We start from the raw sequence: 26,814 nt of genomic DNA on the forward strand, positions 1-26,814 counted from the left end.
AAAGAAGTTCCATTTCAGGTTATATTCGCGCACATGGGTCTTGCAGAACCATAGGTAGTCATCCACGGCATCGGGTGAGCGCGGCGCGCGGTATTTCCCGGCCTCCTGACAGCCTTCATGTTCGCAGACCCGTGTCGAGGTATCGAAAGCCCCCGACATCCCGCGCCGTCCGCGCGTGCGTTTCTTTTTGTCTGACGACACAGAGATATCAAACCCGAAGGGATCGTCTTTAACCATTTTCCTACCTTTTCGACTCGGACCAGAGAGTTTACCGTGAAATGCGCCGGATAGAAGGGGGCAAAGGAAAAAAATGTCAGTAGAAACGCAAATTTCTGAAAAATTGCAGGCGGCGTTTTCGCCAAGGGTGCTGCAAGTGATCAATGAAAGCAGCCAACATGCAGGCCACGCGGGCCATGATGGCAGCAACGAGAGCCATTTTCGAGTTGTAATTCAGGCGGATGCGTTTAGCGATATGAACCGTCTTGCCCGTCACCGCGCGGTTCATGCGGCACTGGGCGACGAATTGATCGGACGGATTCACGCATTGGCGCTGGAAATCAGCAGCTGATTATTGCCCGTCCGCCCCAAGACGCGGATCTTTGACCTCGGTTGCTTCGGTGGCGGGGCCGACAGCAGGGGCTGTGCGGGATTCCCTGGCGATGGCGCTATCCAGTTGCGGGGTGCGTTGTTCCGGTGCTTTCCTGACGGGGCGCGGGGTGACGGGTTTATGCGCTGTTGTAGCTGTTTCTGATTTGGTGGCAATCTTGCGGCGAAATACCAGCATATTGTGAAAGATAGTGGTTTTACCGCGCAGGCCCGAGCGTTCTTCGCTGGGAAGGGTGTCAGAGCGCTGGTATTCCCAGCCATCAGCCCCCAGTTCGTTCATGACCGTGGCCAATGCGTTGGCGAATTTTTCCTCGGCCCCTTTGATACCTTTGCCCTTCAGGCCCTTTTTCGGGGCGGGTACTACTTTAGGGAACCTCTAAAAATCCCCCAAAATCCGGCCTGACGGGGTAGAATCGTCATCAGGATGAAAATGATTCGACCGACGGGGTTTTGTCATGGGTCAGATGGGATTTTTTGATCTTTCCAGCCGATACGCGGGACTGGACAAATCTGGTGATCCGCTGGTGTTGCTCAACGACATGGTGCCGTTCGAGGATTACCGGGACGAGCTGAAGGCCATATGGCGCACGCCGCCCGAACAGCGCAAATCCAACGCTGGCCGCCCGCCTTGGGATGAGGTGCTGATATTCAAGACGATGGTTTTGCAGCAGCTCTACAACCTCTCTGACGATCAGATCGAGTATCAGATCCGCGACCGCCTGTCGTTCATGCGGTTTCTCGGCCTTGGCATTGAAGACAGCGTACCTGACGCCAAGACCATCTGGGCCTACCGTGAAAGGCTGGCCGGGGCCGGGAAGATGAAGGAGCTGTTTGACAAGTTCGATGCCTTTCTGCGCGAAAAGGGCTATCTGGCGATGGGCGGGCAGATTGTTGATGCGAGCATCGTTCCGGCGCCGCGCCAGCACAACAAAAGGGACGAGAACGAGAAAATCAAGGCGGGCGAAACGCCTGAAGAGTGGGAGGAAAAACCCCACAAGAAGCGCCAGAAGGACGTGGATGCGCGCTGGACGAAGAAGCACGGCAAGAGCTATTACGGCTACAAGAACCACATCAATGTCGACCGGCGGCACAAATTCATCCGCGCTTATGATGTCACCGATGCCGCCGTGCATGACAGCCAGGCGCTTGCCGGTCTGATTGATGCGAGCAACACCTCATCGGACCTGTGGGCCGACAGCGCCTATCGCTCGCAAAAGATCGAAAGCGAGCTGGAAGAGCGGGGGCTTCACAGCCATATCCATCACAAGGGCAGGCGCGGCAAGCCGCTTGGCGAGCGCCAGCAAAAGGCCAACCGGAGGCGCTCGAAAGTGCGGGTCCGGGTCGAGCATGTATTCGCTTTTCAGGAGCGCTCCATGGGCGGCAAGCTGATCCGCTCCATCGGCCTGAAGCGGGCGCGATTTCGCATCGGGATGATGAACCTGGTCTACAACATGAAGCGCTTCGTCCAGTTCGAATGCGGCCTGGCGGCGCCGGGATAAGGGTTCATGGGGTGAGGTGTGCCTGAAATACCCAAAACCGGCTTGAAACCGGTGAAAATGGGTTTATGATCCGAAGCAATCAGGCGGGACAGGCGAAAAACCGTCCACCCCGCCGCGAAGAAGGCGAAAACGGGAATTTACAGAGGTTCCCATCAGTCAATGTTTTCAAGAACGCCACAAGATTGGCTTCGTCTTGGTCTGTCAGCTTCAGGTTTCCCAATTCATCCGTGTTCACCGTTTCCGGCAGTTCGGCAGCAGGCCAACATTTTGCGGCCAAAGCATCTGCTTCCGTGACCAAATCACTTTCGCAGGCGGGCCAAACATCGCGGGTATTATAAAACCGAACAACCCCTTCAAGCGTTTTGAAATAGCCGTTGTGCATATAGGCTTTGGCAGAATTCGGTGTGGGGCGCGCATCCACATTGCGCAATGTCGGCACCTTCTGCTTCCCCATAGCCCCTGGCGACAGAATATCATAAACAGGATCGGTTGCCAGAAAACCCGCCAGCCCCGGGTCAACCCAGTCCTCCCCCGCAACCTGATAAAACGGTAACGCCGGATTGCGAGGCACTCCAAGGTTGTCATAGGTATAATCTGTAAACAGCGCCGGTTCATTATGCGGGCCACGGTCCAGAACATGACATTCTGAACAAAGCGCCTTGCCGGTAAACAGTTTAAATCCTGCCATTTCCTGATCACTCAGGGGTTTGCCACCGGCCTGCCATTGATCAAAACGCGATGAAAACCGGCCTACCTCGGTCGAGGTTTCATAGCTGGCAATTGAACGGGCAATTACAAAGAAAGCATCATCAATTGTACCGCTTAAATTCTCGTCATCTATAGTAATTTCGGCATCAACACCTGGTAGTGTCGCGAGTTTGGTGGAAATTCGAGGACGGCGTAATCTCCGGGTGCATCGAAGCCACCCAACCGGCGGCTGGAACCGCCAAGGAGATCACGCCATGACAAAGAATACAGCAACATCGACATCCGCGCTACTGGCCAATGAAGCAGGCTATGACCCGATTGAAGACCGGCTGCGCCAGAACATCCGCGCGACGATCGAGGCGGTTTTCGAAGAGGAGCTGGAGCAGTTTCTGGGCCGTTGCCGGTATGGCCGCAGCGGCGGGGCAAAGGCCGGATACCGCCACGGGCATCGCGAGCGGCAACTGGTCGGAACATTTGGAACCGAAACGGTGCGCGTGCCGCGTGCGCGGATCACAGGCGAGGCCGGCAAGGCCAGAGAATGGCGCTCGAAGGCATTGCCCCGCTACCAGCGGCTGACGAAGAAGGCCGAGGCGCTGATCGCTGCTGTCTACCTTTCGGGCACCAACACACGGCGGGTAAAACGCGCCCTGTTCGGCCTGTTTCAGGGGGCGGTCAGCAAGGATGTGGTGAGCCGCGCCTGGCGCAAGGTGAAGGTGGACTGGCAGGCGTGGTGCGCCCGCAGCCTTGCGGATGAAGACATCGTGCGGCTGATCCTGGACGGCACCGTGATCAAAACGCGGATTGACAGGAAGGCCACCAATATCTCGGTTCTGGCCGCGATTGGCGTGCGCCGGGATGGGCAGAAGGTCTTGTTATCACAGATGAACATGGGCGGCGAAAGCACCTCCGCCTGGCGTCAGTTCATCAACGATCTGGATGCGCGCGGGTTGAAACGGCCCGAATTTGTCATCGTGGACGGGGCACCGGGACTTGAGGTCGCTCTCATTGCCCTCTGGGGTGAAGATCTGCCGATCCAGAGGTGCACGGTGCACAAGCACCGCAACCTTCTGGCCAAGGCACCCAAGCGTATGCATGATGAGTTGACAGAAGATTACCGCGACATGATCTACGCCAAAACACCCGAGGAAATCGCCACCCGCCGCAAGGCATTTCTGCGAAAATGGCGGCTGAAATGCAAGGCCGTCGCTGACAGCTTGGAAGAAGCAGGAGATAAGCTTTTCACCTTCACGCGTCTGCCACAAGGCCAGTGGAAATCGGCCAGAACGACAAATGCGATCGAACGCCTGAACGAGGAATTCCGCCGCCGCATCAAGACCCAGACCGTGCTGCCATGCGCCGAGACCGTGCCGATGCTGCTTTGGGCTCTGATGGCCTCGGGGCAGATCGTCATGCGAAAGGTCGATGGCTGGGAAACGCTCGCTCAGCCCGTCGCCGACGCAACCCTTGACCAAGCCGCCTGACCGGCGCATAACTCAACCCGCTCGGAGGTGCCTGAAATCAATTTCCACCACTTTCGAGACACAACCCTGCGTGTTGCCCGCAAGGCACTAAAGGGCTGGGCGCATTGGGTGATCGCCGCGCTATCCTTTGTCGGAATCTTTTTCCTGACCCTGCCCTTCCCGCTGATCATCGCCGTGGCCGCCCTGTTCGGATACCTGACCCAGCGCAGCGCCGAAGACCCGCCGCCCCACCCGAAGGGAGCAAACCCGTTGCGCACCATTGCGATCTGGATGGCGATCTGGTGGGCACCGGTCGCGGTGCTGTGGGCTGTTGGCGCAACGTTTCTAACGCAAATCGGGGTGTTTTTCGCCAAACTGGCCGTTGTCACCTTTGGCGGCGCCTATGCGGTGCTGGCCTATATGACCCAGGCGGCGGTGTTTGATCACGGCTGGCTGACCACGCCGCAAATGATGGACGGGCTGGGGCTGGCGGAAACCACGCCGGGGCCGCTGATCTTGGTCACCGAATTTGTAGCCTTCATCGCTGGATTCGGGGAACACGGGATATGGATGGGCGTGGCCGCCGCGCTGCTGGCGCTGTGGGTTACCTTCGTGCCGTGCTATCTGTGGATATTCACCGGCGCGCCCTATATCGAATGGATCGCCACCCGCCCCCGTCTGCGCGGCGCGCTATCGGCCATCACTGCCGCTGTTATGGGCGTGGTGTTGAACCTGTCGCTGTGGTTCGCGCTGCATGTGTTCTTTGGCACTGTCAGCACCATCCGGCACGGCCCCGTCACCTTGTTCACCCCTGATCCGGCCACGCTGGACTGGCGGGTCGTCGGGTTGGCATTACTGTCGGGCGTGATGATCCTGCGGCTGCATATGGATTTGTTAAAGGTGCTTTTCCTTGTCGCCTTGGGCGGGATCGCGCTGTCATTTATTTGACCGCTTGGCCCTTCCTTTCGCGCCGGATATGTTTATGCTTGCAGGGTGATTTGCCAGGGGGACACGCAAACATGACCGACACCATTGATTATGGAAACCTGATGCACCGCGCCATGCGCAGCCTTATCAAAGAGGTTCTGGGTGACATTTCCAAAACCGGCCTGCCCGGGCAGCACCATTTTTTCATAACCTTTGACACCATGCACCCCGATGTGGAAATCGCCGATTGGCTGTCTGACCGTTACCCCGGTGAAATGACCATCGTGATCCAGCACTGGTTCGACAATCTGGTGGTGGATGACAACGGTTTTGCCATCACCCTGAATTTCGGCGACAATCCGGAACCCCTGTATATCCCTTACGATTCTATCGTCACCTTTGTGGACCCGTCTGTCGAATTCGGCCTGCGGTTTGACAGCCACGAAGAAGACGAAGAAGACGCCGAAATCGTGTCTTTGGAAAATACCGAAGACGCACCCGAGGCGCCAATGGAAGAAGCCGAAACCCCGGATGAGCCGGCCAAGGATGCCGAAGTCGTAAGTCTGGACAGTTTTCGCAAATAGCGCGATTTTGGCCGCGTTCCTGCGGAATTTCATCAAAATACGCCATTGCGACGCCAATTTCGCTTGCAAGGGAGCCACCCTTGCGGCGCTCAATTGACTTGCACTGGCGTATTTTGGATCGAAACCAGCGCGGTGCGGGGAATGTCAACAGGCCCTAATCACAAAAGCTGCTTTGATGGGCGGTATGATTGAGGTAAGAGACAGGCAACCATTTGACTTAGGGAGCCATCCATGTCCGCCACAAATAACACACGCACCGAATCCGACAGCTTTGGCCCGCTCGAGGTTCCCGCCGACAAATACTGGGGGGCGCAAACACAACGATCCTTGATGAATTTCCCGATCGGTTGGGAACGCCAGCCGATTGCCATCGTCCGCGCCCTTGGCGTAATCAAAAAGGCCTGTGCGCAGGCCAATATGGAACTGGGCAAACTGGACAAGGAAAAGGGCAACGCCATTGTCGAGGCCGCCGGCGAAGTGATCCTGGGCAAACTGGACGACAATTTCCCGCTGGTGGTCTGGCAAACAGGTTCCGGCACCCAGTCGAACATGAACGCAAACGAGGTGATCGCAAACCGCGCGATTGAAATCCTGGAAGGCGAGATCGGCTCGAAATATCCGGTGCACCCCAATGACCATGTGAACATGGGGCAATCATCAAACGACACCTTCCCCACCGCGATGCACATCGCCACCGCGACCGCCACCCATGACATTCTTCTGCCCGGTCTGGCCACGCTGCATTTCGCACTGGACGCCAAAGTGCGTGAATTTGAGGGTATCATCAAAATCGGCCGCACCCACACGATGGATGCCACCCCGCTGACTCTGGCACAGGAATTTTCCGGCTATTCGCATCAGGTGGCGATGGGGATCGAGCGGGTTAAAGGCGCTTTGGCCCGCATCCACGAGTTGGCACAGGGCGGCACCGCTGTTGGCACCGGCCTGAACACCACCAAGGGCTGGGCCGAAATGGTTGCCGCCAATATGGCGCGCATCACCGGCCTGCCCTTTGTTACCGCCCCCAACAAATTCGAGGCGCTGGCCGCCCATGATGCGATGGTGGAAATGTCGGGTGCGTTGAAAACCGTTGCCGCATCGCTTTACAAAATTGCCAATGACATCCGGTTCCTCGGGTCCGGCCCGCGCTGCGGTCTGGGCGAGTTGATCCTGCCGGAAAACGAACCCGGATCATCCATCATGCCCGGCAAGGTGAACCCGACACAGGTCGAAGCCCTGACACAGGTCTGCGCCCATGTGATGGGCAACGATGCTGCCGTTGGGTTTGCCGGATCACAAGGGCACTTTGAACTGAACGTCTATAAACCGATGATAGCCTATAATGTGCTGCAATCCATCCAGCTGCTGGGGGATGCCTCTGCGACATTCACCAAAAACTGTGTGGTCGGCATTCAGGCCAACAAAACCCGCATTGACCAGTTGCTACACGAAAGCCTGATGCTGGTCACCGCGCTAGCGCCGGAAATCGGATATGACAACGCCACCAAGGTTGCCAAAACCGCGCACAAGAACGGCACCACATTGAAAGAAGAAGCGATCAATCTGGGCTTTGTCGATGCCGAAACCTTTGACCGCATCGTGCGTCCGGAAACCATGATCGGGCCTAAAGACTGATGAATGAAATCGTTAACCTGAACCGCGCCCGCAAAATCCGTGCGCGCGAGGAAAAGCGTGTGCAGGCTGATGCCAATGCCGTAAAACACGGCCGCACCAAAGCCGAGCGCATAGCCGAAGTCGCCCGCAGCGAACAGGCCCGCCGGATTCTGGATCAGCACCATATGGACGATGAATGAGCGAAAGGCCGAAAAAACGTTCACTGACATTAAAAGGGCATCGCACCAGCGTGTCTTTGGAAGATGAATTCTGGAAGGCCTTTCGCGACATCGCGACCGAACGCGGCCAGCCGATCAATGTGCTGGCCGCCGAAATAGACAAAGCCCGCGGTCTGGACACGGGCTTGGCTTCGGCTATTCGGTTGTTTGTTCTTGAATATTATCAGGACGCTTTGAAACGTCAATCGTAGGTATTATTCCGGTTGGGGCTGACCCAGATAACCTAAAAAGAGGTTATGATGGGAAGCATGAGAAAGAGTCGCCTGAGCCACTACAAGCAAGACCGTCTTACGGAGCATTTTGTTTCGGGATCGACAGCACGAACAGCAGCCAGTTTGTGTGGTGTAAACCGCAAGACCGCAGCGTTTTATTTTCTACGCCTGCGCGAGATAATCGCCTATGAGCTGGAGGCGGAAAGCCAAGCTATGTTCGGCGGAGAAATAGAAGTGGACGAAAGCTACTTTGGCGGCAAACGCAAAGGTAAACGCGGGCGTGGTGCGGCAGGTAAAATTCCCGTTTTTGGTATATTAAAAAGGGGTGGGAAGGTTTACACCAAGATCATCCCGGACGCCAAATCCGCCACTCTGATCCCGATCATAGAGCGCAAAGTCGTGCCGGATTCCATCGTCTATTCCGATTGTTGGCGCGGTTATAATGTGCTGGATGTGTCAGACTTCCACCACTTTCGCATCAACCATTCCAAGCTCTTTGCAGACCGTCACAACCACATCAATGGCATCGAGAATTTCTGGAACCAAGCCAAGCGCCACATGCGCCGATTTAACGGTGTCCCCAAGGCTCAATTTGGGCTATATTTGAAGGAATGCGAGTGGCGTTTCAACAACAGTGACCCTTCAGCTCAGTTATTGCAGCTAAGACAATGGGTTAAGCGTTACTTGAAGTAGTTATCTGGGTCAGCCCCGAAAACAAAAATGCCGCTGCAGGTCTGGATACTGACCCTTGCGGCCTTCGCCATCGGCACCGCCGAATTCGTTATTGCCGGAATATTGACGCAAGTTGCCGACAGCCTGCATATCTCGGAAGGACAGGCCGGCAATCTGATCACCGCTTATGCGCTGGCCATCGTGTTCGGCGGCCCGGTCCTGACCCTGTGGCTGGCACGCTATGACAAGCGCAAAGTGCTGATCGGCCTGATGGGGCTGTTCGTGATCTCGAACCTCATCACCGCCTTTTCCACCGGATATAGTATGCTCTTGTTTAGCCGTGTAATGGCTGGCCTCACCCAAGGGCCGTTTTACGGGATCGGCGCTGTGGTCGCGACCCGGCTGGTGTCGGATAAAATGGCCGGGCGTGCCGTGGGGCAAATGTTTGCGGGATTGACGCTGGCCAATGTTCTCGGCGTTCCGGGCGGGGCCTGGGTCGGCAATGCGTTTGGCTGGAACACCACCTTTGTCTTTGTCGCGGCCTTCGGTGCCCTGGCTGCAATGTCGATCTACGCCATCATCCCGCGACAAGCTTTGGAGGCTCCCAAATCCCTGGCCTCGCAAGTCGGAGCCTTCCGCAACCCGCAACTGTTGGCCAGTCTGCTGTTTACCACATTAGCCTGGGCCGGGTTCATGACGTTCTACGGCTATATTGCCCCGATTGCCGAACAGGTTGCGGGCTTTGGCCGGACGGACCTGACCTGGATCCTGGTTATCGTCGGGCTTGGCTTGGTGATCGGCAATACGCTGGGCGGCAAGACGGCTGACCTCAACCTGCGCGCTTCGCTGATCCTGTGGCCGGCCGCGATGATTGCAGCACTGATACTTGTCGGTTTTGTCGCACCGTTCAAATGGCCCTTCGTCATTGCCGCCTTTGGCTTCGGGATCGTGGCCTTTGCCAATGTTCCCTCGATGCAGATGCGGGTGATGAACCACGGTGGCAATGCCCCCGAACTGGCTGCAACGGCCAATATCTCGGCCTTCAACATCGCCAATGCGCTTGGTGGATTCATCGGCGGCATGGTTGTGGATTCCCGGCTTGGTGCCGGTGCAATTCCCTTTGCCGCCATTGCCGTACCGTTCATTGGCCTTGGTTTCATCCTCTGGCTGGAACGCAGACCTGCCTTGGCACAATGCCCGGCTGAATAACCTGTAACAGAAAAGGAAAGCAAAATGAAACACTTGAAAACATCTCTCGCCGCACTGGCCCTGGCTGCGGTGTCCACGCAGGCCTTTGCCGGCGACTTTACCCTGACCAGCCCCGACGTGAGCGAGGGCAAGCCCATCACCGCGGCGCAATACTGGAACAATTTCGGCTGCACTGGCGACAATGCCCGCCCCGTCCTGGACTGGAGCGGCGCCCCCGAAGGCACCAAAAGCTTTGCCGTGACCTTCTATGATCAGGATGCCCCCACAGGCAGCGGTTTCTGGCACTGGGTGGCCTATGACATTCCCGCCGGCATCACCCATCTGGATGCCAAGGGCCTGCCCGCAGGTGTCAAGGAGGGCAATACCGATGTGGGCGTTCCCGGCTATCTCGGACCCTGCCCGCCGGTCGGGCGCAAGCACGTCTACACCTATACGGTTTACGCGCTCGACACCGATCATCTGAACCCGCCGGAAAACGCGACCGCCCCCCTGACCGGCTTTTTCATCCACCAGCACAGCCTGGGCACAGCGACGCTTTCGGTGACCGCCGGCCCGCGTTCAGAGTAACACCAGAGTAACACCAGCGGGCCAGATCATTGGCCCGCCAAACCCAAAGGAAAATCCCATGACCGACCTGTTCACCCCTGTAACCCTTGGCCCGCTCACCCTGCCCAACCGCATCGCCATGGCGCCGATGACGCGCGCGCGCACCACCCAGCCAGGCAATGTGCCCAATGTGATGATGGCCGAATACTACGCCCAGAGGGCCAGCGCCGGGCTGATCATCACCGAGGCCACGCAGATTTCGCCGCAGGGTCAGGGCTATTCCTTCACCCCCGGCATCCACACGCCCGAACATGTTGCGGGCTGGAAGCTGGTGACCGATGCGGTGCACGCCCGGGGCGGGCGCATCTTTCTGCAGCTTTGGCATGTGGGCCGGATGAGCCACGAGAGCTTTCACGCCGATGGCAAGCCGGTGGCCCCCTCGGCGCTTTCGCCAGATGCGCAGGTCTGGGTGGTCAACCCCGAAACCGGCGTTGGCGAAATGGTGGATTGCCCCCTTCCCCGCGCCCTGAGCACCGCCGAAATCAAGGACGTCATCGAGGATTTCCGCCGCGCCGCCGCCAATGCCCGGGAGGCCGGTTTTGACGGGGTCGAGATTCATGGCGCCAACGGCTATCTGATTGATGAATTCCTGCGCCGCTCCTCGAACCATCGCACAGATGAATACGGCGGAAGCCAAAAAAATCGCATCCGCTTTCTGGTCGAGGTGGCCGAGGCGGTAGCGGGCGAGATCGGCGCCGAGCGCACCGGCATCCGCATGTCGCCCTATATCACCCAGCGCAACATGGCCGATGATGAAATCATCGAGGTGATGCTGAAGGCCAGCCGCGAACTGGAGCGCATCGGCCTTGTCTATATCCACCTGTCCGAAGCCGACTGGGACGATGCCCCGCAGGTGCCCGAACAGTTCCGCCACGATCTGCGCGCCGCCTATACGGGGCGCATCATCGTGGCCGGCAAATACGATCTGGCGCGGGGCAATGCGATTGTCAGCGCAGGGCTTGCCGATATCGTCGCCTTTGGCCGCCCCTTCATCGCCAACCCCGATCTGGTGCGCCGCTACCGCGAAGACCTGCCGCTGGCAGAGTTCGACGGGGCGACCCTGTTTGGCGGGGATGAAAAAGGTTATTCGGATTATCCGGCGCTTGAAGGGAAAGGTGCATGAGCCTCACCCCCGCACAAATCGCCGCCGGGCGCGCAAATGACCGGATCGGCACCGTACTGGTGCTGGAAACGCCGCAAATGCGCGTCTGGCACCTGCGTCTTGCCCCCGGCGAGACCGCCCCGCCCCACCGCCACGACCGCCCCTATTTCTGGACGGTGCTGGGCGATGGCCGCTCGCGCTCGGATTACGACGACGGGCGCAGCGTCGAGACCACCTACAAGGCCGGAGATACCCGCCATTTCCCCGACCTGACCCCTCAAACCGGCTTTGTCCACAACCTGACCAACATTGGTGACAGCGAGCTTGTCTTTATCACCGTCGAATTCAATGCAAAAGGAGATGCAAAATGAAAGCTGTCGCCCTGAAACACTATCTGCCGATTGACGATCCGCAATCCCTGCTGGATGTCGACCTGCCCAAGCCTGCGCCCGAAGGCCGCGATATTCTGGTCGAGGTCCGGGCGGTGGCCGTGAACCCGGTCGACACCAAGGTGCGCGCGCCCAAGGACGGCGAGGAAAACCCGCCCCGTGTGCTGGGCTATGACGCCAGCGGCGTTGTCGCCGCAACTGGCCCCGATGCGACGCTCTTCAAGGTCGGTGACGAGGTCTATTACGCCGGCGACATCACACGCCCGGGCACCAACCAGCAATTCCACCTGGTGGACGAGCGTATCGTCGGGACAAAGCCGAAAACGCTTTCCTTCGCCGAGGCCGCCGCCCTGCCGCTGACCACCATCACCGCCTTTGAGAGCTTCTTTGACCGGCTGGGGATCGATCCGGACGGGGCAGGTGCTGGCCAGTCGATCCTGATCATCGGCGCGGCCGGCGGGGTCGGCTCGATCGGCATCCAGCTGGCCAGGCGCGCGGGACTTGTCGTTATCGCCACCGCCTCGCGCCCGGAAACCATCGACTGGGTGCGCGAACTGGGCGCCGATCACGTGGTCAACCACTGCAAACCGCTGGTCGAACAGGTGCGTGCGGAAGGCTTTGAAACCGTCGATCACATCGCCATTTTCAACGACATGACCCATTGGGAGGAGGCGGTCGAGCTGATCGCGCCCCAGCATGGCATCGTCACCATCGACGACACCGACAAGCCGATGCCCATGGCCGGCATGAAACCCAAGGCGGCCAGCCTGCACTGGGAATTCATGTTCACGCGCGCGATGTTCAAAACCCCCGACATGATCGAACAGCACCGCCTGCTGAGCCGCGTCGCCAGCGAGATCGACGCCGGTCACATCCGCACGACGCTGGCGCAAGTCCTCACCCCGATCAACGCCGAAAACATGCGCAAGGCCCACGCCCTGATCGAAACCGGCACCGCCAAAGGCAAGATCGTCATCGAGGGCTGGTAACCCCCCGCCCGTGGCCCGCCGCAAACCCGCGGCGCGGGCCACGGGCTGACAATGAAATACCGGATCTGTTTTCACAAGATTTGAAACACAGTAAATGGTCCCCCGAATGCCTGTCACGTCCACTTCCAAGAAGAAGTCTGAATTGTTACTGAAGAAAGAAAGCAGTCATGCCTAAGAAAAATGGAAAAACGAAATACTGTAATACGCTTGATAAACTTGCCAAAATGCACAATCTCCTGAGGCAAACCTTCGGTATTGCAACTGTAGTTTTCATGCCTTTGATGGTAAGCATTTCCCATGCGCAAAATTCTTCTTCGACCCCTGATGTCGGGGCGACAATGGTACATTCAGCGGTAAATGACTCCTGGCATATTGATAAGGATTTCTCGATTACAATCCCTTTTGAATGGGCCGGTGGTCTCCCGGTTGTAAAGGTGAATATCGGCGGAAAAGAGCACAAGTTCTTATTCGATACTGCGGCCCCTACAATTGTGCCGGAAGAATTGGTCAGTCAATTAAACCTTCAACCTGTTGGTGCGCCAAAAAAACTGTACGATTCTGCGGGCAGAGAACTGGACAAAACGCTTTATAGGCTCCCCCTGTTGAAAGTCGGGGATGTGGCGTTCAGGGATTTTGTTGTCGTCACAGGAGATTTCAAGCGTAATTTTCCTTTCTCCTGCCTTGGGTTCGATGGAATATTGGGTTATACTTTCTTCAAGGATCTGAATATAAAACTGGATTATTCGAACCAGAAAATCACACTGTCGGATAACGGGATTCCCCATGCCCGTTCAATCCCGGTCGAGATTAGCTTCGAGCCCGTTCGTGGCCCGTTGATAGAAGCCAACTTTCCTTTCGGAAATGCCTATTTCGAGATTGATACGGGCAAGAATGCAGGCATTCAGCTTGGTGATCCGGCCGTTATTCCCGAATTTGAAAAAATGGGGTACGTTTCAAGGGAAACCCGCGGTACATTTTCAAGCAGTATTGGCGGGGTCAACATCGACAGCCTTAAAGTAACCTATTTGGCGCAGAATTTTTCAATCAGCCCGGGCTTGCCGATCAAATCATTCCCGATCAGTGTGGATAAGAGTGGTTCTTTTTTGGTTGGAAATGATTTCCTAAAGCATTTTACCATCGTTCTGGATTTTCCCAACCAGAAGGGAACCTCTGTAAATTCCCGTTTTCGCCTTCTTCGCGGCGGGGTGGACGGTTTTTCGCCTGTCCCGCCTGATTGCTTCGGATCATAAACCCATTTTCACCGGTTTCAAGCCGGTTTTGGGTATTTCAGGCACACCTCACCCCATGAACCCTTATCCCGGCGCCGCCAGGCCGCATTCGAACTGGACGAAGCGCTTCATGTTGTAGACCAGGTTCATCATCCCGATGCGAAATCGCGCCCGCTTCAGGCCGATGGAGCGGATCAGCTTGCCGCCCATGGAGCGCTCCTGAAAAGCGAATACATGCTCGACCCGGACCCGCACTTTCGAGCGCCTCCGGTTGGCCTTTTGCTGGCGCTCGCCAAGCGGCTTGCCGCGCCTGCCCTTGTGATGGATATGGCTGTGAAGCCCCCGCTCTTCCAGCTCGCTTTCGATCTTTTGCGAGCGATAGGCGCTGTCGGCCCACAGGTCCGATGAGGTGTTGCTCGCATCAATCAGACCGGCAAGCGCCTGGCTGTCATGCACGGCGGCATCGGTGACATCATAAGCGCGGATGAATTTGTGCCGCCGGTCGACATTGATGTGGTTCTTGTAGCCGTAATAGCTCTTGCCGTGCTTCTTCGTCCAGCGCGCATCCACGTCCTTCTGGCGCTTCTTGTGGGGTTTTTCCTCCCACTCTTCAGGCGTTTCGCCCGCCTTGATTTTCTCGTTCTCGTCCCTTTTGTTGTGCTGGCGCGGCGCCGGAACGATGCTCGCATCAACAATCTGCCCGCCCATCGCCAGATAGCCCTTTTCGCGCAGAAAGGCATCGAACTTGTCAAACAGCTCCTTCATCTTCCCGGCCCCGGCCAGCCTTTCACGGTAGGCCCAGATGGTCTTGGCGTCAGGTACGCTGTCTTCAATGCCAAGGCCGAGAAACCGCATGAACGACAGGCGGTCGCGGATCTGATACTCGATCTGATCGTCAGAGAGGTTGTAGAGCTGCTGCAAAACCATCGTCTTGAATATCAGCACCTCATCCCAAGGCGGGCGGCCAGCGTTGGATTTGCGCTGTTCGGGCGGCGTGCGCCATATGGCCTTCAGCTCGTCCCGGTAATCCTCGAACGGCACCATGTCGTTGAGCAACACCAGCGGATCACCAGATTTGTCCAGTCCCGCGTATCGGCTGGAAAGATCAAAAAATCCCATCTGACCCATGACAAAACCCCGTCGGTCGAATCATTTTCATCCTGATGACGATTCTACCCCGTCAGGCCGGATTTTGGGGGATTTTTAGAGGTTCCCAGAAGGCTTTTTTCCAAAACACCAACACGGACGTGGTTAATGATGGTTTCACAGATACGTTCGGGTTCACGCCGTATTGGACAGCAGATCATGGACTTACCATTTCCGCAATTACGGCCAAAACACCGGCAAGTTCTGCCGGTCTGAAAGTCGGTGATCGGATCCTGTCTTTGGACAGGCGTGATGTCTCAGCCATGAAAGCCGACGGCTTTTGCCAATTGTTACGGCATCCTGTGCTGGATAAACAAAGGTCGTTGACCATCATCTATCAGCGGGCCAATGAAAACCCCAAGAGCATAACGCTCAACAAGTGAAGGAAACCCCGTGCGACAGGCAGAAACCGAGGCCCTGCCCCCTGAAGAACAGGCAGAATACTCCAGGGGCCGCATCGCTCTATGACCAATCCGCACCTTGGTGGCCACACTTATGCTGTCTCTGTCAAAGGGCGTTGCCGAGGCGCAGGAGGGCTATCCGCTGATGAAATCGCTTTTATTGAAGACCACGGCGACTGGTGCTCAATGTCGGTTGGCACAAAGTCGTTCTGGGCCATTCCTGAATGCTGGGTAGTGTCGCGAGTTTGGTGGAAATTCGAGGACGGCGTAATCTCCGGGTGCATCGAAGCCACCCAACCGGCGGCTGGAACCGCCAAGGAGATCACGCCATGACAAAGAATACAGCAACATCGACATCCGCGCTACTGGCCAATGAAGCAGGCTATGACCCGATTGAAGACCGGCTGCGCCAGAACATCCGCGCGACGATCGAGGCGGTTTTCGAAGAGGAGCTGGAGCAGTTTCTGGGCCGTTGCCGGTATGGCCGCAGCGGCGGGGCAAAGGCCGGATACCGCCACGGGCATCGCGAGCGGCAACTGGTCGGAACATTTGGAACCGAAACGGTGCGCGTGCCGCGTGCGCGGATCACAGGCGAGGCCGGCAAGGCCAGAGAATGGCGCTCGAAGGCATTGCCCCGCTACCAGCGGCTGACGAAGAAGGCCGAGGCGCTGATCGCTGCTGTCTACCTTTCGGGCACCAACACACGGCGGGTAAAACGCGCCCTGTTCGGCCTGTTTCAGGGGGCGGTCAGCAAGGATGTGGTGAGCCGCGCCTGGCGCAAGGTGAAGGTGGACTGGCAGGCGTGGTGCGCCCGCAGCCTTGCGGATGAAGACATCGTGCGGCTGATCCTGGACGGCACCGTGATCAAAACGCGGATTGACAGGAAGGCCACCAATATCTCGGTTCTGGCCGCGATTGGCGTGCGCCGGGATGGGCAGAAGGTCTTGTTATCACTGATGAACATGGGCGGCGAAAGCACCTCCGCCTGGCGTCAGTTCATCAACGATCTGGATGCGCGCGGGTTGAAACGGCCCGAATTTGTCATCGTGGACGGGGCACCGGGACTTGAGGTCGCTCTCATTGCCCTCTGGGGTGAAGATCTGCCGATCCAGAGGTGCACGGTGCACAAGCACCGCAACCTTCTGGCCAAGGCACCCAAGCGTATGCATGATGAGTTGACAGAAGATTACCGCGACATGATCTACGCCAAAACACCCGAGGAAATCGCCACCCGCCGCAAGGCATTTCTGCGAAAATGGCGGCTGAAATGCAAGGCCGTCGCTGACAGCTTGGAAGAAGCAGGAGATAAGCTTTTCACCTTCACGCGTCTGCCACAAGGCCAGTGGAAATCGGCCAGAACGACAAATGCGATCGAACGCCTGAACGAAGACCTCTGCATAACATCGGGATTCCCCCGGGTTGGCCGTTTTGGTAAGCTAGCCGGGAAATCTCTGGGGTGAATAGATGGACCTTTTCCTGCACGAAGCGGCGGCACGGATCGGCGCGGATGACGTTCTGTCGAAGATCGACGCGCTGATGGATTGGAACTCGTTTTTGCCGATCCTGCGGCGCGGTCTGGGGCGCTCGGGGATCGGGCCTCAGGGCTATGATCCGCTGGTTCTGTTCAAGTGTCTTCTGGTTGGCCAGTGGCACGGGCTGAGCGACCCGAAGCTGGAGCGGGCCTTGAAGGTGCGGCTGGATTTCATGCTGTTCTGCGGGCTCGATCTGCACGCGTCGGTGCCGGATGAGACGACCCACTGCCGGTTCCGCAATGCGCTGGTCCGGGGTGGCGTTTACGATGAGCTGCTGGCCGAGGTCTGCCGCCAGATCGAGGCGCATGGGCTGAAGCTGAAAGAGGCTGAGGCGGCGATCATTGATGCGACCCTGATCGCGGCGGCGGCGCGCCCGCGCACCCATATCGACGCCCCGCAGGACCGGGCAGAGGACGGGGCAAGGGAAGGGACGCCGGATGATCCGCCCGAGGTCTCACCCGACGGGGCACAGCTGCATTTCAGCGCCGACCCTGATGCCCGCTGGGTCAAGAAGGGCCGCAAGAGCACGCTCGGCTACAAGGGCTTTGCCCGCTGCGACGAAGAGGGCTTTATCGACAAGGTGCACACCACGCCCGCCAATGCCGCCGAAAGCCCCGAATTCGCCACCATGATCGCGGGCGCAAAGGCGCAGCGGGTGCTGGCCGACAAGGCCTATGCGAGCAAGGCCAACCGCCAGATGCTGCGCGGCAAATACCGCGACGGCATCCTGCGCAAGGCAGCGCGCGGCCGCCCCCTGCGGCAATCGGAGAAACGCTTCAACCGGCTGATTTCGAAACGCCGCTTCCGCATCGAGCAGACTTTCGGCACGATGAAACGCCTCTTCGGCCTGCAGCGGGCGAGATATTTCGGGCGCGCCAGGGTGCATGCCCAGATGGTCATGGCCGCCATCGCGCAAAACCTGCTCAAGGCCGCAAACAGGATCACCCTCAACCCGCAAACCCCCGCAATCGCATAGCCCCAAACCCCGCCACCCGTCTGTCCGCCGGACCCGCAGGGGCGCAAGGTGGGCGGCCGAAATCTTGCTTCAACCGAAAGCCATGGCCTCATGCAGAGGTCTTTTTAAAGATTTCGGGGACTGCACTGGTGATGTGCGGTGGGCGGGGGTATGTCCTTTGACATGAACAGGATTATTTATGTGCTGCTGCTGTGTGTGGCGATTTATACGGTGATGAACAACGCCGGTGCGCCCCCGCGCCAGCAGGTGCAGGGGATAGCACACGTGCATGATGGCGATACCTTTACCGTTGCCGGTGTGAAAATCCGTCTGTTCGGGGTGGATGCGCCGGAATACGACCAGACCTGTAAAATGCCCGATGGCAGCAATTGGGCCTGCGGAATCTGGTCGCGCGATCAGGTGCGCCGCTTGCTGAAAGGCAGGGAACTGCGCTGTGTGAAACGCACCTATGACAAATACGGACGCATGGTGGCGCGCTGTTATCTGGGCGATCAGGATCTGGCAGAAATGCTGGCGCGGGATGGCATTGTGTTTTCCTACGCCAGTTTTTCACACGACTATATCGCGGTTGAAAAACAGGCAGCGGTAGCAGGGCGGGGTCTGTGGCAAGCCGAAGTGATGTCACCTGCCGAATTTCGCCGCCAAAAACGGCAAAACTGATCAGGATCAAAGCGCGGGATTTGTGCTGTGTCTAGTCTGTGTTCAAGACATCGGGACACGAAAGGAAACCAAATGTCACATACCCCCAATGAACTGCCAGAAGAATTCCCCGACCGCGTGGATCAGATGAGCAACCTAAAGCAGTCGGATGCGCATTTTGCCAAGCTGTTTGACGACTACCACGAAATCAACCGTGCGGTTCACCGCGCCGAAACCGATGTAGAGCCGACCGACGATCTGCATATGGCCGAGATGCGCAAGCAGCGGTTGTCGCTTAAGGACGAAATCTGGGCGATACTACTGGCACAAGACAAGGCGTAAAGCGGGGTTTCTGAAAATGCCCTGCCGATAAGGTTCTTCCGGCAGGGATACCAAGGTCTGGTGTAGCGGCTTTAGGCCGTTTCTTCCTCGGCAGGCCCCTCGACCTGTTCCTGAAAACTGTCAAAGAACTTGTCAGCCATTTTGCGCGCAAATCCGGCGATCAGGCGGTTGCCTAATTGGGCAATCTTGCCACCAACCTTGGCCTCGACTTCATAGGACAGCTCGGTTCCCTCTTCGACATCCACCAGCGTGACATTCGCGCCGCCTTTGGCAAATCCGGCAACACCGCCCTTGCCTTGACCGCTGATCTTGTAGCTTTGGGCGGGCACCACATCGGATAATTCAACACGGCCCTTGAAGGTGGCTTTTACGGGGCCGACCTTTTGTTTGACCACGGCGTCAAACCCTTCTTCGGGGCTGCCGGTCAGTTCCTGACACCCGGGGATACAGGCCATCAGCGTTTCGGCGCTGTTCAGGTGTGCCCAGACGGTGGCGCGGTCGGCCTTGATTGTTCTTGTGCCGTTCAGTTCCATTGATATTCCTCCCTGTTGCGGATCATTCTAGAAGCGATTGAGGAAGGCGTAAAGCGCCACTTTGGCGTCGGTTTGCCACACGTTGTTGTGGCCAGCGCCCTGAACGGCAAAGAAGGTTTTGTCCGTCGCAGGCGAGGCATCAAATATTTCGCGGCCCATTTCGATCGGGATCAAGGGATCATCGGTGCCATGCAGGATCAACAGCGGGACATGCAGATTACCGATATGGCGAATGCTGGGCCAGCGGTTTTTCATCAGGAACAGCAGCGGTTTCAGTTTGGGATAGATGCGACGGGTGACATCGGGGATCGAGGTATAAGGCGCCTCAAGCACCATTGCCGCGGGCTGAGTGTTGGCCAGTTCGGGGCTGTCGGCGGTCAGCACCGCAACGCCGGTGCCAAGGCTTTCGCCATACAGGATCACGGGGGCCGGGCCGACCAGATCGGGCAGGGCTTGATAGACGTTGATCGCATCCCGCAGGATCCCCCTTTGAGAAGGTTTCCCCGTGCTGCCGGATGATCCGCGATAGGCCATCGCCACAACGCCAAACCCGCGTTTTTCAAAACTGGCAAAGCGGGGGGCGCGGTTGGCAAGGTTTCCGGCGTTGCCGTGGAAATACAGGATCACCGGCTTGCCCGCCGCAGGTTTTGCCACCCACAGCACAAGGGTTTCCTTGCCGCTGTCAAAGCGGATGGCCTGCATCTGTGGCACACCTGCGTTAGCGGGGGACACCTCGGTCGGATCCAGCGGATAGACCATGGTTTGCTCGAACTTCCCCAGCAGGCCAAAAGACGTCAGACCCAATAGCGCCGTGATGCCAAGGGCTTTCAGGATCATTGTTCCACCTCGTAAGGTAGCAATCCGCGCATGTTCGGGTCAGCCTTTAGCCGGCGTTCCAGTGGCGGGACGGATCGTTGATGGCAATCCACCCGCTCGCAGATGCGACAGGAAATGCCGATCGGCTCGAACACCTGTTGTTTGCCGGCAATCAGGTCATCCGCATAGACCACCGCATCGGCATGTTTCACCTCGCAGCCCAGCCCAATGGCATAGCGGCGCACAGGGGCCTTGAACGAGCCGCCGGATTTCGACACATCGCGGGCAAGGCAGAAATACCGTGCCCCATCGGGGGTTTCGGCCAACTGCCGCAAGAACCGGCCCGGTGTTTCAAAGGCCCGGTGCACGTTCCACAGCGGGCAGGCCCCGCCGAAACGGGCGAATTGCAGGCGGGTGGCGGAATGGCGTTTGGTGATCGTGCCCGCCTGGTCGACCCGCACGAAAAAGAACGGGATGCCCTTGGCACCGGGGCGTTGCAGGGTGGACAGCCGGTGCGCCACCTGTTCGATCGAGGCGCCGAACCGTTCGGCCAGCAATTCCAGATCGTGGCGCACCTCGTGGGCGACAGACAGGAACCGGCTGTAGGGCATCATTGCCGCGCCGGCGAAATAATTGGCCAGCCCGATCTTGGCAATATCCCGCGCGGTGCCGGTTTTGAAACGGGCCAGATCAAGGGTGGCTTCGATCAGTTGTTCCTGAGTGATCAGCGCCAGTTGCAGCAGCAGTTGAAACTGCTGCGTGGCGCGCGGGGCGCGGGTTGAAATGGTCAGGACACCGGCGGGTTTGTCATAGTGGCGCAGGGTGCCGGTGTCAGTGAATTTCACCATAACCGGAAGCTTCGACAGGACGCGTTCGGCCTGTTCCTGCAAATCTATGCCCGCATCCTGCGCCATGCCCGCGAAATGCTCGGCGGCGTGATCGACCGCATCGATATAGTTGTCGCAGTAGTGAAAGAAATCGCGCACCTCTTCCCACGGGCTGGCCTGCACACGGGCGTCCTCGCGGCCCAATGCCTCGTCCAGCGAGGCCAGCCGTTCGTGGGTTTGGCGGTAGGCGCGGTGCAGCTCCAGAAAGGCCCGCGCAAGGGCCGGGGCGTTTGACGCTGTCAGGCGCAGGTCGGCCAGTGGCGGGATGTTGTCGGCAAACACCGGATCGGCCAGCGCCTCGCGCATGTCCGTGACCATGCGCTCGCTGTCACCGACCGACAGTTCGGTCACGTCAAAGCCGAATTCCTGCGCCAGTGCCAGCACCACGCCGGTGCTGACGGGGCGGTTGTTGTTCTCCATCTGGTTCAGATAGGGCAGGGATACGCCCAGCTTTTCCGCGAATGCCTTTTGCGTCAGGTTCAGGCCGGTGCGCACCTCGCGCAGTTTGACACCGGCGTATAGTTTCTGGGTGGCCATCGGCGCGTCCTTTGCAGCTTTGCGGTTTCGGGTAGTAAACTTTGCAAAGCGATGCAATGCAATAGGCTACATCGCCAACTTCCGTTCGCGGCGCATCACATAAAGGATCGCAAGGATGGCCAGAACCGAACTGGCAACCATGAGCCACAGCAATGGATAAACACCGGTATCCACAGATAACTGGCTACCGGAAAAGGCCGATAACGCCGCCCCGCCGCCAATCAAAATTGCCCCGCCAAGGCCCGAGGCCGAACCGGCCAGATCAGGGCGCACGGACAACATGCCGGCACTGGCGTTGGGCAGGGTCATGCCGTTGCCAAGGCCCACCGCCGACATGAAGGCGAAAAAGGTGAAAGCATTGCCAAGGCCCAGATAAAACAGGGCCATCGAAATGCTGATACCCGTCGCGGCAATGATACCGCCAAACAGGATCATCCGGTTGATGCCGATGCGGGTGGAAAAGCGGCCCGATATGAAGTTGCCCATCATATAGCCAAAGGATACTGCGCCAAACGACAGCCCCAGCCAGATCGCGTTCATATGGAAGATTTCCTTGCCCACAAAAGGCGCGCCGCCCAGATAGGCGAAAAACGCACCCGAGGCGAAAGTGGCGGACAGGCAATAGCCCCAGAACCGGCGCGACATCAGCAATTCGGGATATTGGCGGAACTGTTCGGCAAAGCTGCGGTTGGTGGTGGTCGAGGTTTCGCCAAGGTCGTGCCAGGACAGCACGAACAGCGCCACGCCCAGCCCGAACAACAGCCAGAACACCGAATGCCATCCGAAATAGCTGTCCAGCACCCCGCCCAGCAACGGCCCCAGCATCGGCGCCAGCGACATGCCCATGGTGACATAGCCGATCATCGAGGCGGCTTCGGCTTCGGGCACCATATCGCGCACCACGGCGCGGGAAATGGCCATGCCGGTGGCAATCACCGCCTGCGCCATACGAAACATCAGAAAGATTTCGGCGGTGGGCGCCCAGATACAGCCCAGCGTAGCCAGCAAAAATAGCGCACCACCGGCAAGGATCAACGGACGGCGGCCAAAACGGTCGGACAATGGGCCGATCATCAATTGCAAAACAGCGCTGACCCCGAGGTAAAGCGCGACCGATAGCTGCATCAGCCGGTAATCAACCGCGAAATATTCCGCCATCGCGGGCAACGAGGGCAGAAACATGTTCATTGACAATGCGGGCAGGGATGCCAGCAAGATCAGGGTCGAGATATGCGGGGGCGTGGTGCGGTCAAGATAACGCACCGCTGTGTTTGGCGTCATGGAAACGGGGTAGCGGGTTTGGTTGACAATGTCCACTATTGGCGCCGCAGGGCGGGGCCTGCGTAAATGCACAGCTTTGGGTTACGGGTTGGAAGGTTGCTCTGTCGTTGGTTCTTCTGCGGCTGATTTGTCTATGTTCGTGTAACGCAAACCATAAGGTGTTTGTTTTCCCGTCAGGGTCAGCTTGTCACCCGTTGCAAGCGTATCGCGGATGCTGCCCGGAACGCCACAGATATTGATTGCCGTTGCAGGCGCGTTTTCTGCGGTGGCCATTGTGCCATTAATACATCCGTCGCCTTGGTCGGGATTGTCGATGCTTTGGACGACAACGGTTTGGCTGCCGGTTTTCCCAGCAACCAGATTTGATTGAAGGGCTGGCAAACCGGTGGTGAAAAAGGGTTTGGCCAAGGCCATGACACCTGCTGACAAAATCAGGAAAACGGCAATATTCTGGACCATGGCCGCCCCAAAGATCCCTTTGCCTGCCTCGGGTTTGCTAAAGAAAACCAAAACACCAAGGGCACTAACGGCCATGGCAATCAGGATAGGCAGTTTTCGGGCAACCCAGTCCAGATGATCCGGGGAAGGTATAAAGCGGGTCGCAGTTGTTCCATAAAGACCAATGCCAATAAACAGGATGGCAAGGGTCCACAGGATCGGTCGAATAATGCGTGAAACAAGGCCTTGTTGATAATGCGGGATCATCACTTCGATCTGTTGCGGGACGATGTAGCGTTTTACGGAAGGGTCCGAGAATACCTCGACTTTGCTTTTGGCGTTGCGCAATTCCAGAAACGCAATGCCGGGGAAGATGAATGTCAAAAAGAACAAGGCAATAACCCCGCCGCCCACCGGCAGGATATAGGATTTCGGGATGTTGGTCGGGATGTCCGATTTAATGATCGTATTACCTACAAATGCGATGCCGGCAATGATGCCCAGACACAGCAGGATAAACAGAATACGGCCTTTGGAGTTATAGCTACGAACCAACAGGTTTTTACGCATCGTCGGCATCGCGAATACAAGCGCCAACAGGAACGAGATAATCGCCAGCGCAAGTGGCAAGACCGCAGCATTGGGATTTTGGTTCTGGATTTGGGCTGCGACATACCCCGCCTGCCGAAAGGAAATGGCGGCAAGGAGGATTGCAATCAATAAAGAGGCAATGGTTGTTATGGTGCGAAACAGCAAATGCGTTGCTCCTCGGGGAATTGTCAATATGTTTTCATCTATTGGGGAAAGTTAGGTCAGATGGGTGAGGGGGAGTCAATATTGCGAACTATAATTAGCAAATTTGCAGTTAGCAGATGTATTTCTGTCAAGGATTTGCAAATATTCATGAATTTGCTTTGTTCAGCCGCTCTGCGGGTATAACCTGTCCGGCAAAGCCAAAACCGGAGATGTGCTCGTGAAAGATATTCTGCAACAGCTGGAAACCCGTCGTGAAGAGGCCCGTCTGGGCGGAGGAGAGCGACGGATCAATGTGCAGCACTCCAAAGGTAAGCTGACGGCACGCGAGCGGATTGACCTGCTGCTGGACGAAGATTCCTTTGAGGAATTCGACATGTTCGTATCCCATCGCTGCACCGATTTCGGCATGGAGAAACAAAAGCACGCAGGCGACGGGGTGATCACCGGCTGGGGCACGATCAACGGGCGGATGGTCTATGTCTATAGTCAGGATTTCACCGTGTTCGGCGGGTCCCTGTCGGAAACCCATGCGCAAAAGATTTGCAAGATCATGGATATGGCCGTGCAAAATGGCGCACCGGTGATCGGGCTGAATGACTCCGGCGGCGCGCGAATTCAGGAAGGTGTTGCATCGCTGGCCGGTTACGCCGAGGTGTTCCAGCGCAACATCATGGCATCCGGCGTGGTGCCGCAGATCAGTGTGATCATGGGGCCGTGTGCGGGCGGGGCGGTTTACAGCCCGGCGATGACGGATTTCATTTTCATGGTCAAGGACAGTTCCTACATGTTTGTCACCGGTCCCGATGTGGTGAAAACCGTGACGAACGAAGTGGTCACCGCCGAAGAACTGGGCGGCGCCATCACCCACACAAAAAAATCATCCGTGGCCGATGCTGCGTTCGAGAACGATGTCGAAGCGCTGTCCGAAGTCCGTCGTCTGGTGGATTTTCTGCCGTTGAACAACCAGTCCAAGGTGCCTGTGCGCCCGTTCTTTGACGATCCAAACCGCGTTGACGCCAGTCTGGATACGCTGGTGCCGGAAAATCCCAATTCGCCTTACGACATGAAAGAGTTGATCGCCAAATTGGCCGATGAAGGCGACTTTTACGAAATTCAGGAAGAATTTGCCAAAAACATCCTGACGGGGTTCATCCGTCTGGAAGGCTCGACCGTCGGTGTGGTGGCCAACCAGCCGATGGTTCTGGCGGGCTGCCTTGACATTGATAGCTCTCGTAAGGCGGCCCGCTTTGTTCGTTTCTGTGATGCGTTTGAAATCCCGATCCTGACGCTGGTCGATGTGCCCGGCTTTTTACCCGGAACCTCGCAGGAATTTGGCGGGGTGATCAAACACGGTGCGAAACTGTTGTTCGCCTATGGCGAGGCCACAGTGCCCAAGGTGACGCTGATCACCCGCAAGGCTTACGGTGGCGCATATGACGTGATGTCGTCCAAACATCTACGCGGCGATTTCAATTACGCGTGGCCCACCGCGGAAATCGCGGTGATGGGGGCCAAAGGCGCCACCGAGATCATCCACCGCGCCGATTTGGGGGATGCCGAAAAGATTGCCCAGCATACGGCTGACTATGAGGACCGCTTTGCCAACCCGTTTGTGGCGGCGGAACGCGGGTTCATTGACGAGGTTATATTGCCTGCGTCCTCGCGCAAGCGGATTTGCCGTGCCTTTGCGTCGCTGCGGAACAAGAAACAGCAAAACCCGTGGAAGAAGCACGGGAACATCCCTTTGTGAGGTAACTGATGCGTGCCCGCCGCCCATTTCTTGTTGCCATTGTTATGGCCGCCGCTGGCCCTTTGCTGGCTGGCGCAATTGATGTGCCATCAGGTCAGCCCATCACCTTTCAGGATGTGATCTGGGAGGCGGAAGGGGGCGAGAATACCTTTAGGTTTCGTTACATAACACCAGAAATTTCACGCGATGGTGGCAGTGTTGAATTTGATCAGGCGGAAGGGGACATGCGCTATTTATGTGAGCATTCCGCCTTGCCCGCGTTGATCGAACAAGAAAGGGATGTAGACCACATAGTGATAAGTCTTTCGGATCGTCCTGTGGAATTCGGAAAAGCCGATCCGGCTGCAACACAGTTTTTTGATTCTTATTCCCCCCAAGGGAATAACTGCATATGGGAGGGATTTTGAAGATGCCACTATATGTAGCGGAAATGCCACGCAGAAGTGGGTATTATGATGCAATCGAGTCACAAAATCGCCGATCTGCAATGCAAAGGTGTTTTTCTTTTAATTTATCCGCTATCGTCACGGAAGGTTACGCCCAAGTAGCCAATAACTCGACTGTGGTAATTGCGTGGCTTATCAGCTGCGTTTCTGCCAATTCACACAATAGGAGACAAATATGTCGAACGGTTTCAAAGCAGTACTGGCACTGGTTCTTTTCTCGACTATCGCTGCTTGCGCACAGCAAGAAGAAGTTGTTATGGACCCAGTGGTTGTTGAGCAGCCCACAACA

At 57.4% G+C, this 26,814-nt stretch carries 29 protein-coding genes and 2 pseudogenes; 22 read left to right on the forward strand and 9 right to left on the reverse strand.

Going from position 1 to position 26,814, the window contains the following annotated elements; all coding sequences use genetic code 11:
- Positions 1-237 (reverse strand): annotated as a pseudogene (locus ACQY4M_RS00835) (molecular chaperone DnaJ); the annotation flags it as partial.
- 73 nt (positions 238-310) lie between these two features.
- Here ACQY4M_RS00835 and ACQY4M_RS00840 point away from each other — a divergent pair.
- Positions 311-568, forward strand: coding sequence for a BolA family protein (locus ACQY4M_RS00840; protein WP_428539632.1), 258 nt, complete (start codon positions 311-313; stop codon positions 566-568).
- Here ACQY4M_RS00840 and ACQY4M_RS00845 read toward each other — a convergent pair whose 3' ends face one another.
- Positions 569-886 (reverse strand): hypothetical protein, encoded by a 318-nt coding sequence (locus ACQY4M_RS00845; protein ID WP_428539635.1) that lies wholly within the window; start codon positions 884-886, stop codon positions 569-571. It lies immediately after the preceding gene.
- Positions 887-1,061: 175 nt separating this feature from the next.
- Here ACQY4M_RS00845 and ACQY4M_RS00850 point away from each other — a divergent pair, with 175 nt between their 5' ends.
- Positions 1,062-2,105 carry an IS5 family transposase gene (locus ACQY4M_RS00850; protein WP_428539227.1) on the forward strand — a complete coding sequence of 348 codons (1,044 nt, stop codon included), beginning with the start codon at positions 1,062-1,064 and terminating at the stop codon, positions 2,103-2,105.
- 79 nt (positions 2,106-2,184) lie between these two features.
- On the opposite strand, the gene ACQY4M_RS00855 is transcribed toward ACQY4M_RS00850, so the two are convergent.
- Complete coding sequence (locus tag ACQY4M_RS00855) at positions 2,185-2,793, reverse strand: cytochrome-c peroxidase (RefSeq protein WP_428539638.1); 609 nt, start codon at positions 2,791-2,793, stop codon at positions 2,185-2,187.
- 274 nt (positions 2,794-3,067) lie between these two features.
- Here ACQY4M_RS00855 and ACQY4M_RS00860 point away from each other — a divergent pair, with 274 nt between their 5' ends.
- The 13 genes from ACQY4M_RS00860 (at position 3,068) to ACQY4M_RS00920 (ending at position 14,066) form a co-directional block, all read left to right on the forward strand.
- Positions 3,068-4,294, forward strand: a complete 1,227-nt coding sequence (locus ACQY4M_RS00860; RefSeq protein ID WP_428539895.1) for an IS256 family transposase — start codon at positions 3,068-3,070, stop codon at positions 4,292-4,294.
- 27 nt (positions 4,295-4,321) lie between these two features.
- Complete coding sequence (locus ACQY4M_RS00865) at positions 4,322-5,221, forward strand: chromate transporter (protein ID WP_428539641.1); 900 nt, start codon at positions 4,322-4,324, stop codon at positions 5,219-5,221.
- A gap of 71 nt (positions 5,222-5,292) precedes the next feature.
- Positions 5,293-5,784 (forward strand): SspB family protein, encoded by a 492-nt coding sequence (locus tag ACQY4M_RS00870; protein ID WP_428539644.1) that lies wholly within the window; start codon positions 5,293-5,295, stop codon positions 5,782-5,784.
- A gap of 231 nt (positions 5,785-6,015) precedes the next feature.
- Positions 6,016-7,419, forward strand: a complete 1,404-nt coding sequence (gene fumC, locus ACQY4M_RS00875) for a class II fumarate hydratase (RefSeq protein WP_428539647.1) — start codon at positions 6,016-6,018, stop codon at positions 7,417-7,419.
- Positions 7,419-7,598: a DUF4169 family protein gene (locus ACQY4M_RS00880; RefSeq protein ID WP_428539650.1), complete on the forward strand. Its 180-nt coding sequence runs from the start codon at positions 7,419-7,421 to the stop codon at positions 7,596-7,598. Before fumC ends, ACQY4M_RS00880 begins: the two co-directional genes overlap by 1 nt.
- Positions 7,595-7,828 (forward strand): ribbon-helix-helix domain-containing protein, encoded by a 234-nt coding sequence (locus ACQY4M_RS00885; RefSeq protein ID WP_428539653.1) that lies wholly within the window; start codon positions 7,595-7,597, stop codon positions 7,826-7,828. The genes ACQY4M_RS00880 and ACQY4M_RS00885 overlap by 4 nt, the downstream gene beginning before the upstream one ends.
- Positions 7,829-7,885: 57 nt before the next feature.
- Positions 7,886-8,542 carry an IS1595 family transposase gene (locus ACQY4M_RS00890; protein ID WP_428539609.1) on the forward strand — a complete coding sequence of 219 codons (657 nt, stop codon included), beginning with the start codon at positions 7,886-7,888 and terminating at the stop codon, positions 8,540-8,542.
- 27 nt (positions 8,543-8,569) lie between these two features.
- Complete coding sequence (locus ACQY4M_RS00895) at positions 8,570-9,730, forward strand: MFS transporter (protein WP_428539656.1); 1,161 nt, start codon at positions 8,570-8,572, stop codon at positions 9,728-9,730.
- Between the two features lie 24 nt (positions 9,731-9,754).
- Positions 9,755-10,297 (forward strand): YbhB/YbcL family Raf kinase inhibitor-like protein, encoded by a 543-nt coding sequence (locus ACQY4M_RS00900; RefSeq protein WP_428539659.1) that lies wholly within the window; start codon positions 9,755-9,757, stop codon positions 10,295-10,297.
- Positions 10,298-10,355: 58 nt separating this feature from the next.
- Positions 10,356-11,459 carry an alkene reductase gene (locus tag ACQY4M_RS00905; protein ID WP_428539662.1) on the forward strand — a complete coding sequence of 368 codons (1,104 nt, stop codon included), beginning with the start codon at positions 10,356-10,358 and terminating at the stop codon, positions 11,457-11,459.
- The gene (locus tag ACQY4M_RS00910; RefSeq protein WP_428539665.1) at positions 11,456-11,809 is read left to right on the forward strand and encodes a cupin domain-containing protein; all 354 of its coding nucleotides are present in this window, start codon (positions 11,456-11,458) and stop codon (positions 11,807-11,809) included. Before ACQY4M_RS00905 ends, ACQY4M_RS00910 begins: the two co-directional genes overlap by 4 nt.
- Entirely contained in the window at positions 11,806-12,816 is a 1,011-nt protein-coding gene (locus ACQY4M_RS00915; protein WP_428539668.1) for a zinc-binding alcohol dehydrogenase family protein, read from the forward strand. Before ACQY4M_RS00910 ends, ACQY4M_RS00915 begins: the two co-directional genes overlap by 4 nt.
- A gap of 167 nt (positions 12,817-12,983) precedes the next feature.
- Complete coding sequence (locus ACQY4M_RS00920) at positions 12,984-14,066, forward strand: retropepsin-like aspartic protease (protein ID WP_428539671.1); 1,083 nt, start codon at positions 12,984-12,986, stop codon at positions 14,064-14,066.
- Between the two features lie 63 nt (positions 14,067-14,129).
- On the opposite strand, the gene ACQY4M_RS00925 is transcribed toward ACQY4M_RS00920, so the two are convergent.
- Positions 14,130-15,173, reverse strand: coding sequence for an IS5 family transposase (locus ACQY4M_RS00925; protein WP_428539227.1), 1,044 nt, complete (start codon positions 15,171-15,173; stop codon positions 14,130-14,132).
- Positions 15,174-15,208: 35 nt separating this feature from the next.
- Here ACQY4M_RS00925 and ACQY4M_RS00930 point away from each other — a divergent pair, with 35 nt between their 5' ends.
- The 5 genes and pseudogenes from ACQY4M_RS00930 to ACQY4M_RS00950 all read left to right on the forward strand — a co-directional run bounded on the left by ACQY4M_RS00930 (position 15,209) and on the right by ACQY4M_RS00950 (position 19,081).
- Positions 15,209-15,574, forward strand: a complete 366-nt coding sequence (locus tag ACQY4M_RS00930; RefSeq protein ID WP_428539674.1) for a PDZ domain-containing protein — start codon at positions 15,209-15,211, stop codon at positions 15,572-15,574.
- Between the two features lie 347 nt (positions 15,575-15,921).
- Positions 15,922-16,977: pseudogene (locus ACQY4M_RS00935) on the forward strand (IS256 family transposase); the annotation flags it as partial.
- Between the two features lie 79 nt (positions 16,978-17,056).
- On the forward strand, positions 17,057-18,100 hold the full coding sequence (locus ACQY4M_RS00940) for an IS5 family transposase (RefSeq protein ID WP_428539221.1): 1,044 nt from the start codon (positions 17,057-17,059) through the stop codon (positions 18,098-18,100).
- 162 nt (positions 18,101-18,262) lie between these two features.
- A complete protein-coding gene (locus tag ACQY4M_RS00945; RefSeq protein ID WP_428539677.1) occupies positions 18,263-18,760 on the forward strand; it encodes a thermonuclease family protein in 498 nt (165 codons plus the stop codon).
- A 72-nt stretch (positions 18,761-18,832) separates the two neighbouring features.
- Positions 18,833-19,081 (forward strand): YdcH family protein, encoded by a 249-nt coding sequence (locus ACQY4M_RS00950; protein WP_428539680.1) that lies wholly within the window; start codon positions 18,833-18,835, stop codon positions 19,079-19,081.
- 71 nt (positions 19,082-19,152) lie between these two features.
- On the opposite strand, the gene ACQY4M_RS00955 is transcribed toward ACQY4M_RS00950, so the two are convergent.
- The 5 genes from ACQY4M_RS00955 to ACQY4M_RS00975 form a co-directional block, all read right to left on the reverse strand.
- Entirely contained in the window at positions 19,153-19,614 is a 462-nt protein-coding gene (locus ACQY4M_RS00955) for a CoxG family protein (protein ID WP_428539683.1), read from the reverse strand.
- A 27-nt stretch (positions 19,615-19,641) separates the two neighbouring features.
- Positions 19,642-20,451 carry an alpha/beta hydrolase gene (locus ACQY4M_RS00960; protein WP_428539686.1) on the reverse strand — a complete coding sequence of 270 codons (810 nt, stop codon included), beginning with the start codon at positions 20,449-20,451 and terminating at the stop codon, positions 19,642-19,644.
- On the reverse strand, positions 20,448-21,854 hold the full coding sequence (locus tag ACQY4M_RS00965; RefSeq protein ID WP_428539689.1) for a helix-turn-helix domain-containing protein: 1,407 nt from the start codon (positions 21,852-21,854) through the stop codon (positions 20,448-20,450). The genes ACQY4M_RS00960 and ACQY4M_RS00965 overlap by 4 nt, the downstream gene beginning before the upstream one ends.
- A gap of 66 nt (positions 21,855-21,920) precedes the next feature.
- A complete protein-coding gene (locus ACQY4M_RS00970) occupies positions 21,921-23,135 on the reverse strand; it encodes a multidrug effflux MFS transporter (RefSeq protein WP_428539898.1) in 1,215 nt (404 codons plus the stop codon).
- 81 nt (positions 23,136-23,216) lie between these two features.
- On the reverse strand, positions 23,217-24,329 hold the full coding sequence (locus ACQY4M_RS00975) for a hypothetical protein (RefSeq protein ID WP_428539692.1): 1,113 nt from the start codon (positions 24,327-24,329) through the stop codon (positions 23,217-23,219).
- A gap of 217 nt (positions 24,330-24,546) precedes the next feature.
- Between ACQY4M_RS00975 and ACQY4M_RS00980 the strand changes: the two genes are divergently transcribed.
- Both ACQY4M_RS00980 and ACQY4M_RS00985 read left to right on the forward strand, forming a co-directional pair.
- The gene (locus tag ACQY4M_RS00980) at positions 24,547-26,079 is read left to right on the forward strand and encodes an acyl-CoA carboxylase subunit beta (protein ID WP_428539695.1); all 1,533 of its coding nucleotides are present in this window, start codon (positions 24,547-24,549) and stop codon (positions 26,077-26,079) included.
- A gap of 8 nt (positions 26,080-26,087) precedes the next feature.
- Positions 26,088-26,486, forward strand: coding sequence for a DUF6497 family protein (locus ACQY4M_RS00985; RefSeq protein ID WP_428539698.1), 399 nt, complete (start codon positions 26,088-26,090; stop codon positions 26,484-26,486).
- Positions 26,487-26,814 lie beyond the last annotated feature (328 nt).

The organism is Profundibacter sp. (genome assembly GCF_965277155.1).
Taxonomy (GTDB): domain Bacteria; phylum Pseudomonadota; class Alphaproteobacteria; order Rhodobacterales; family Rhodobacteraceae; genus Profundibacter.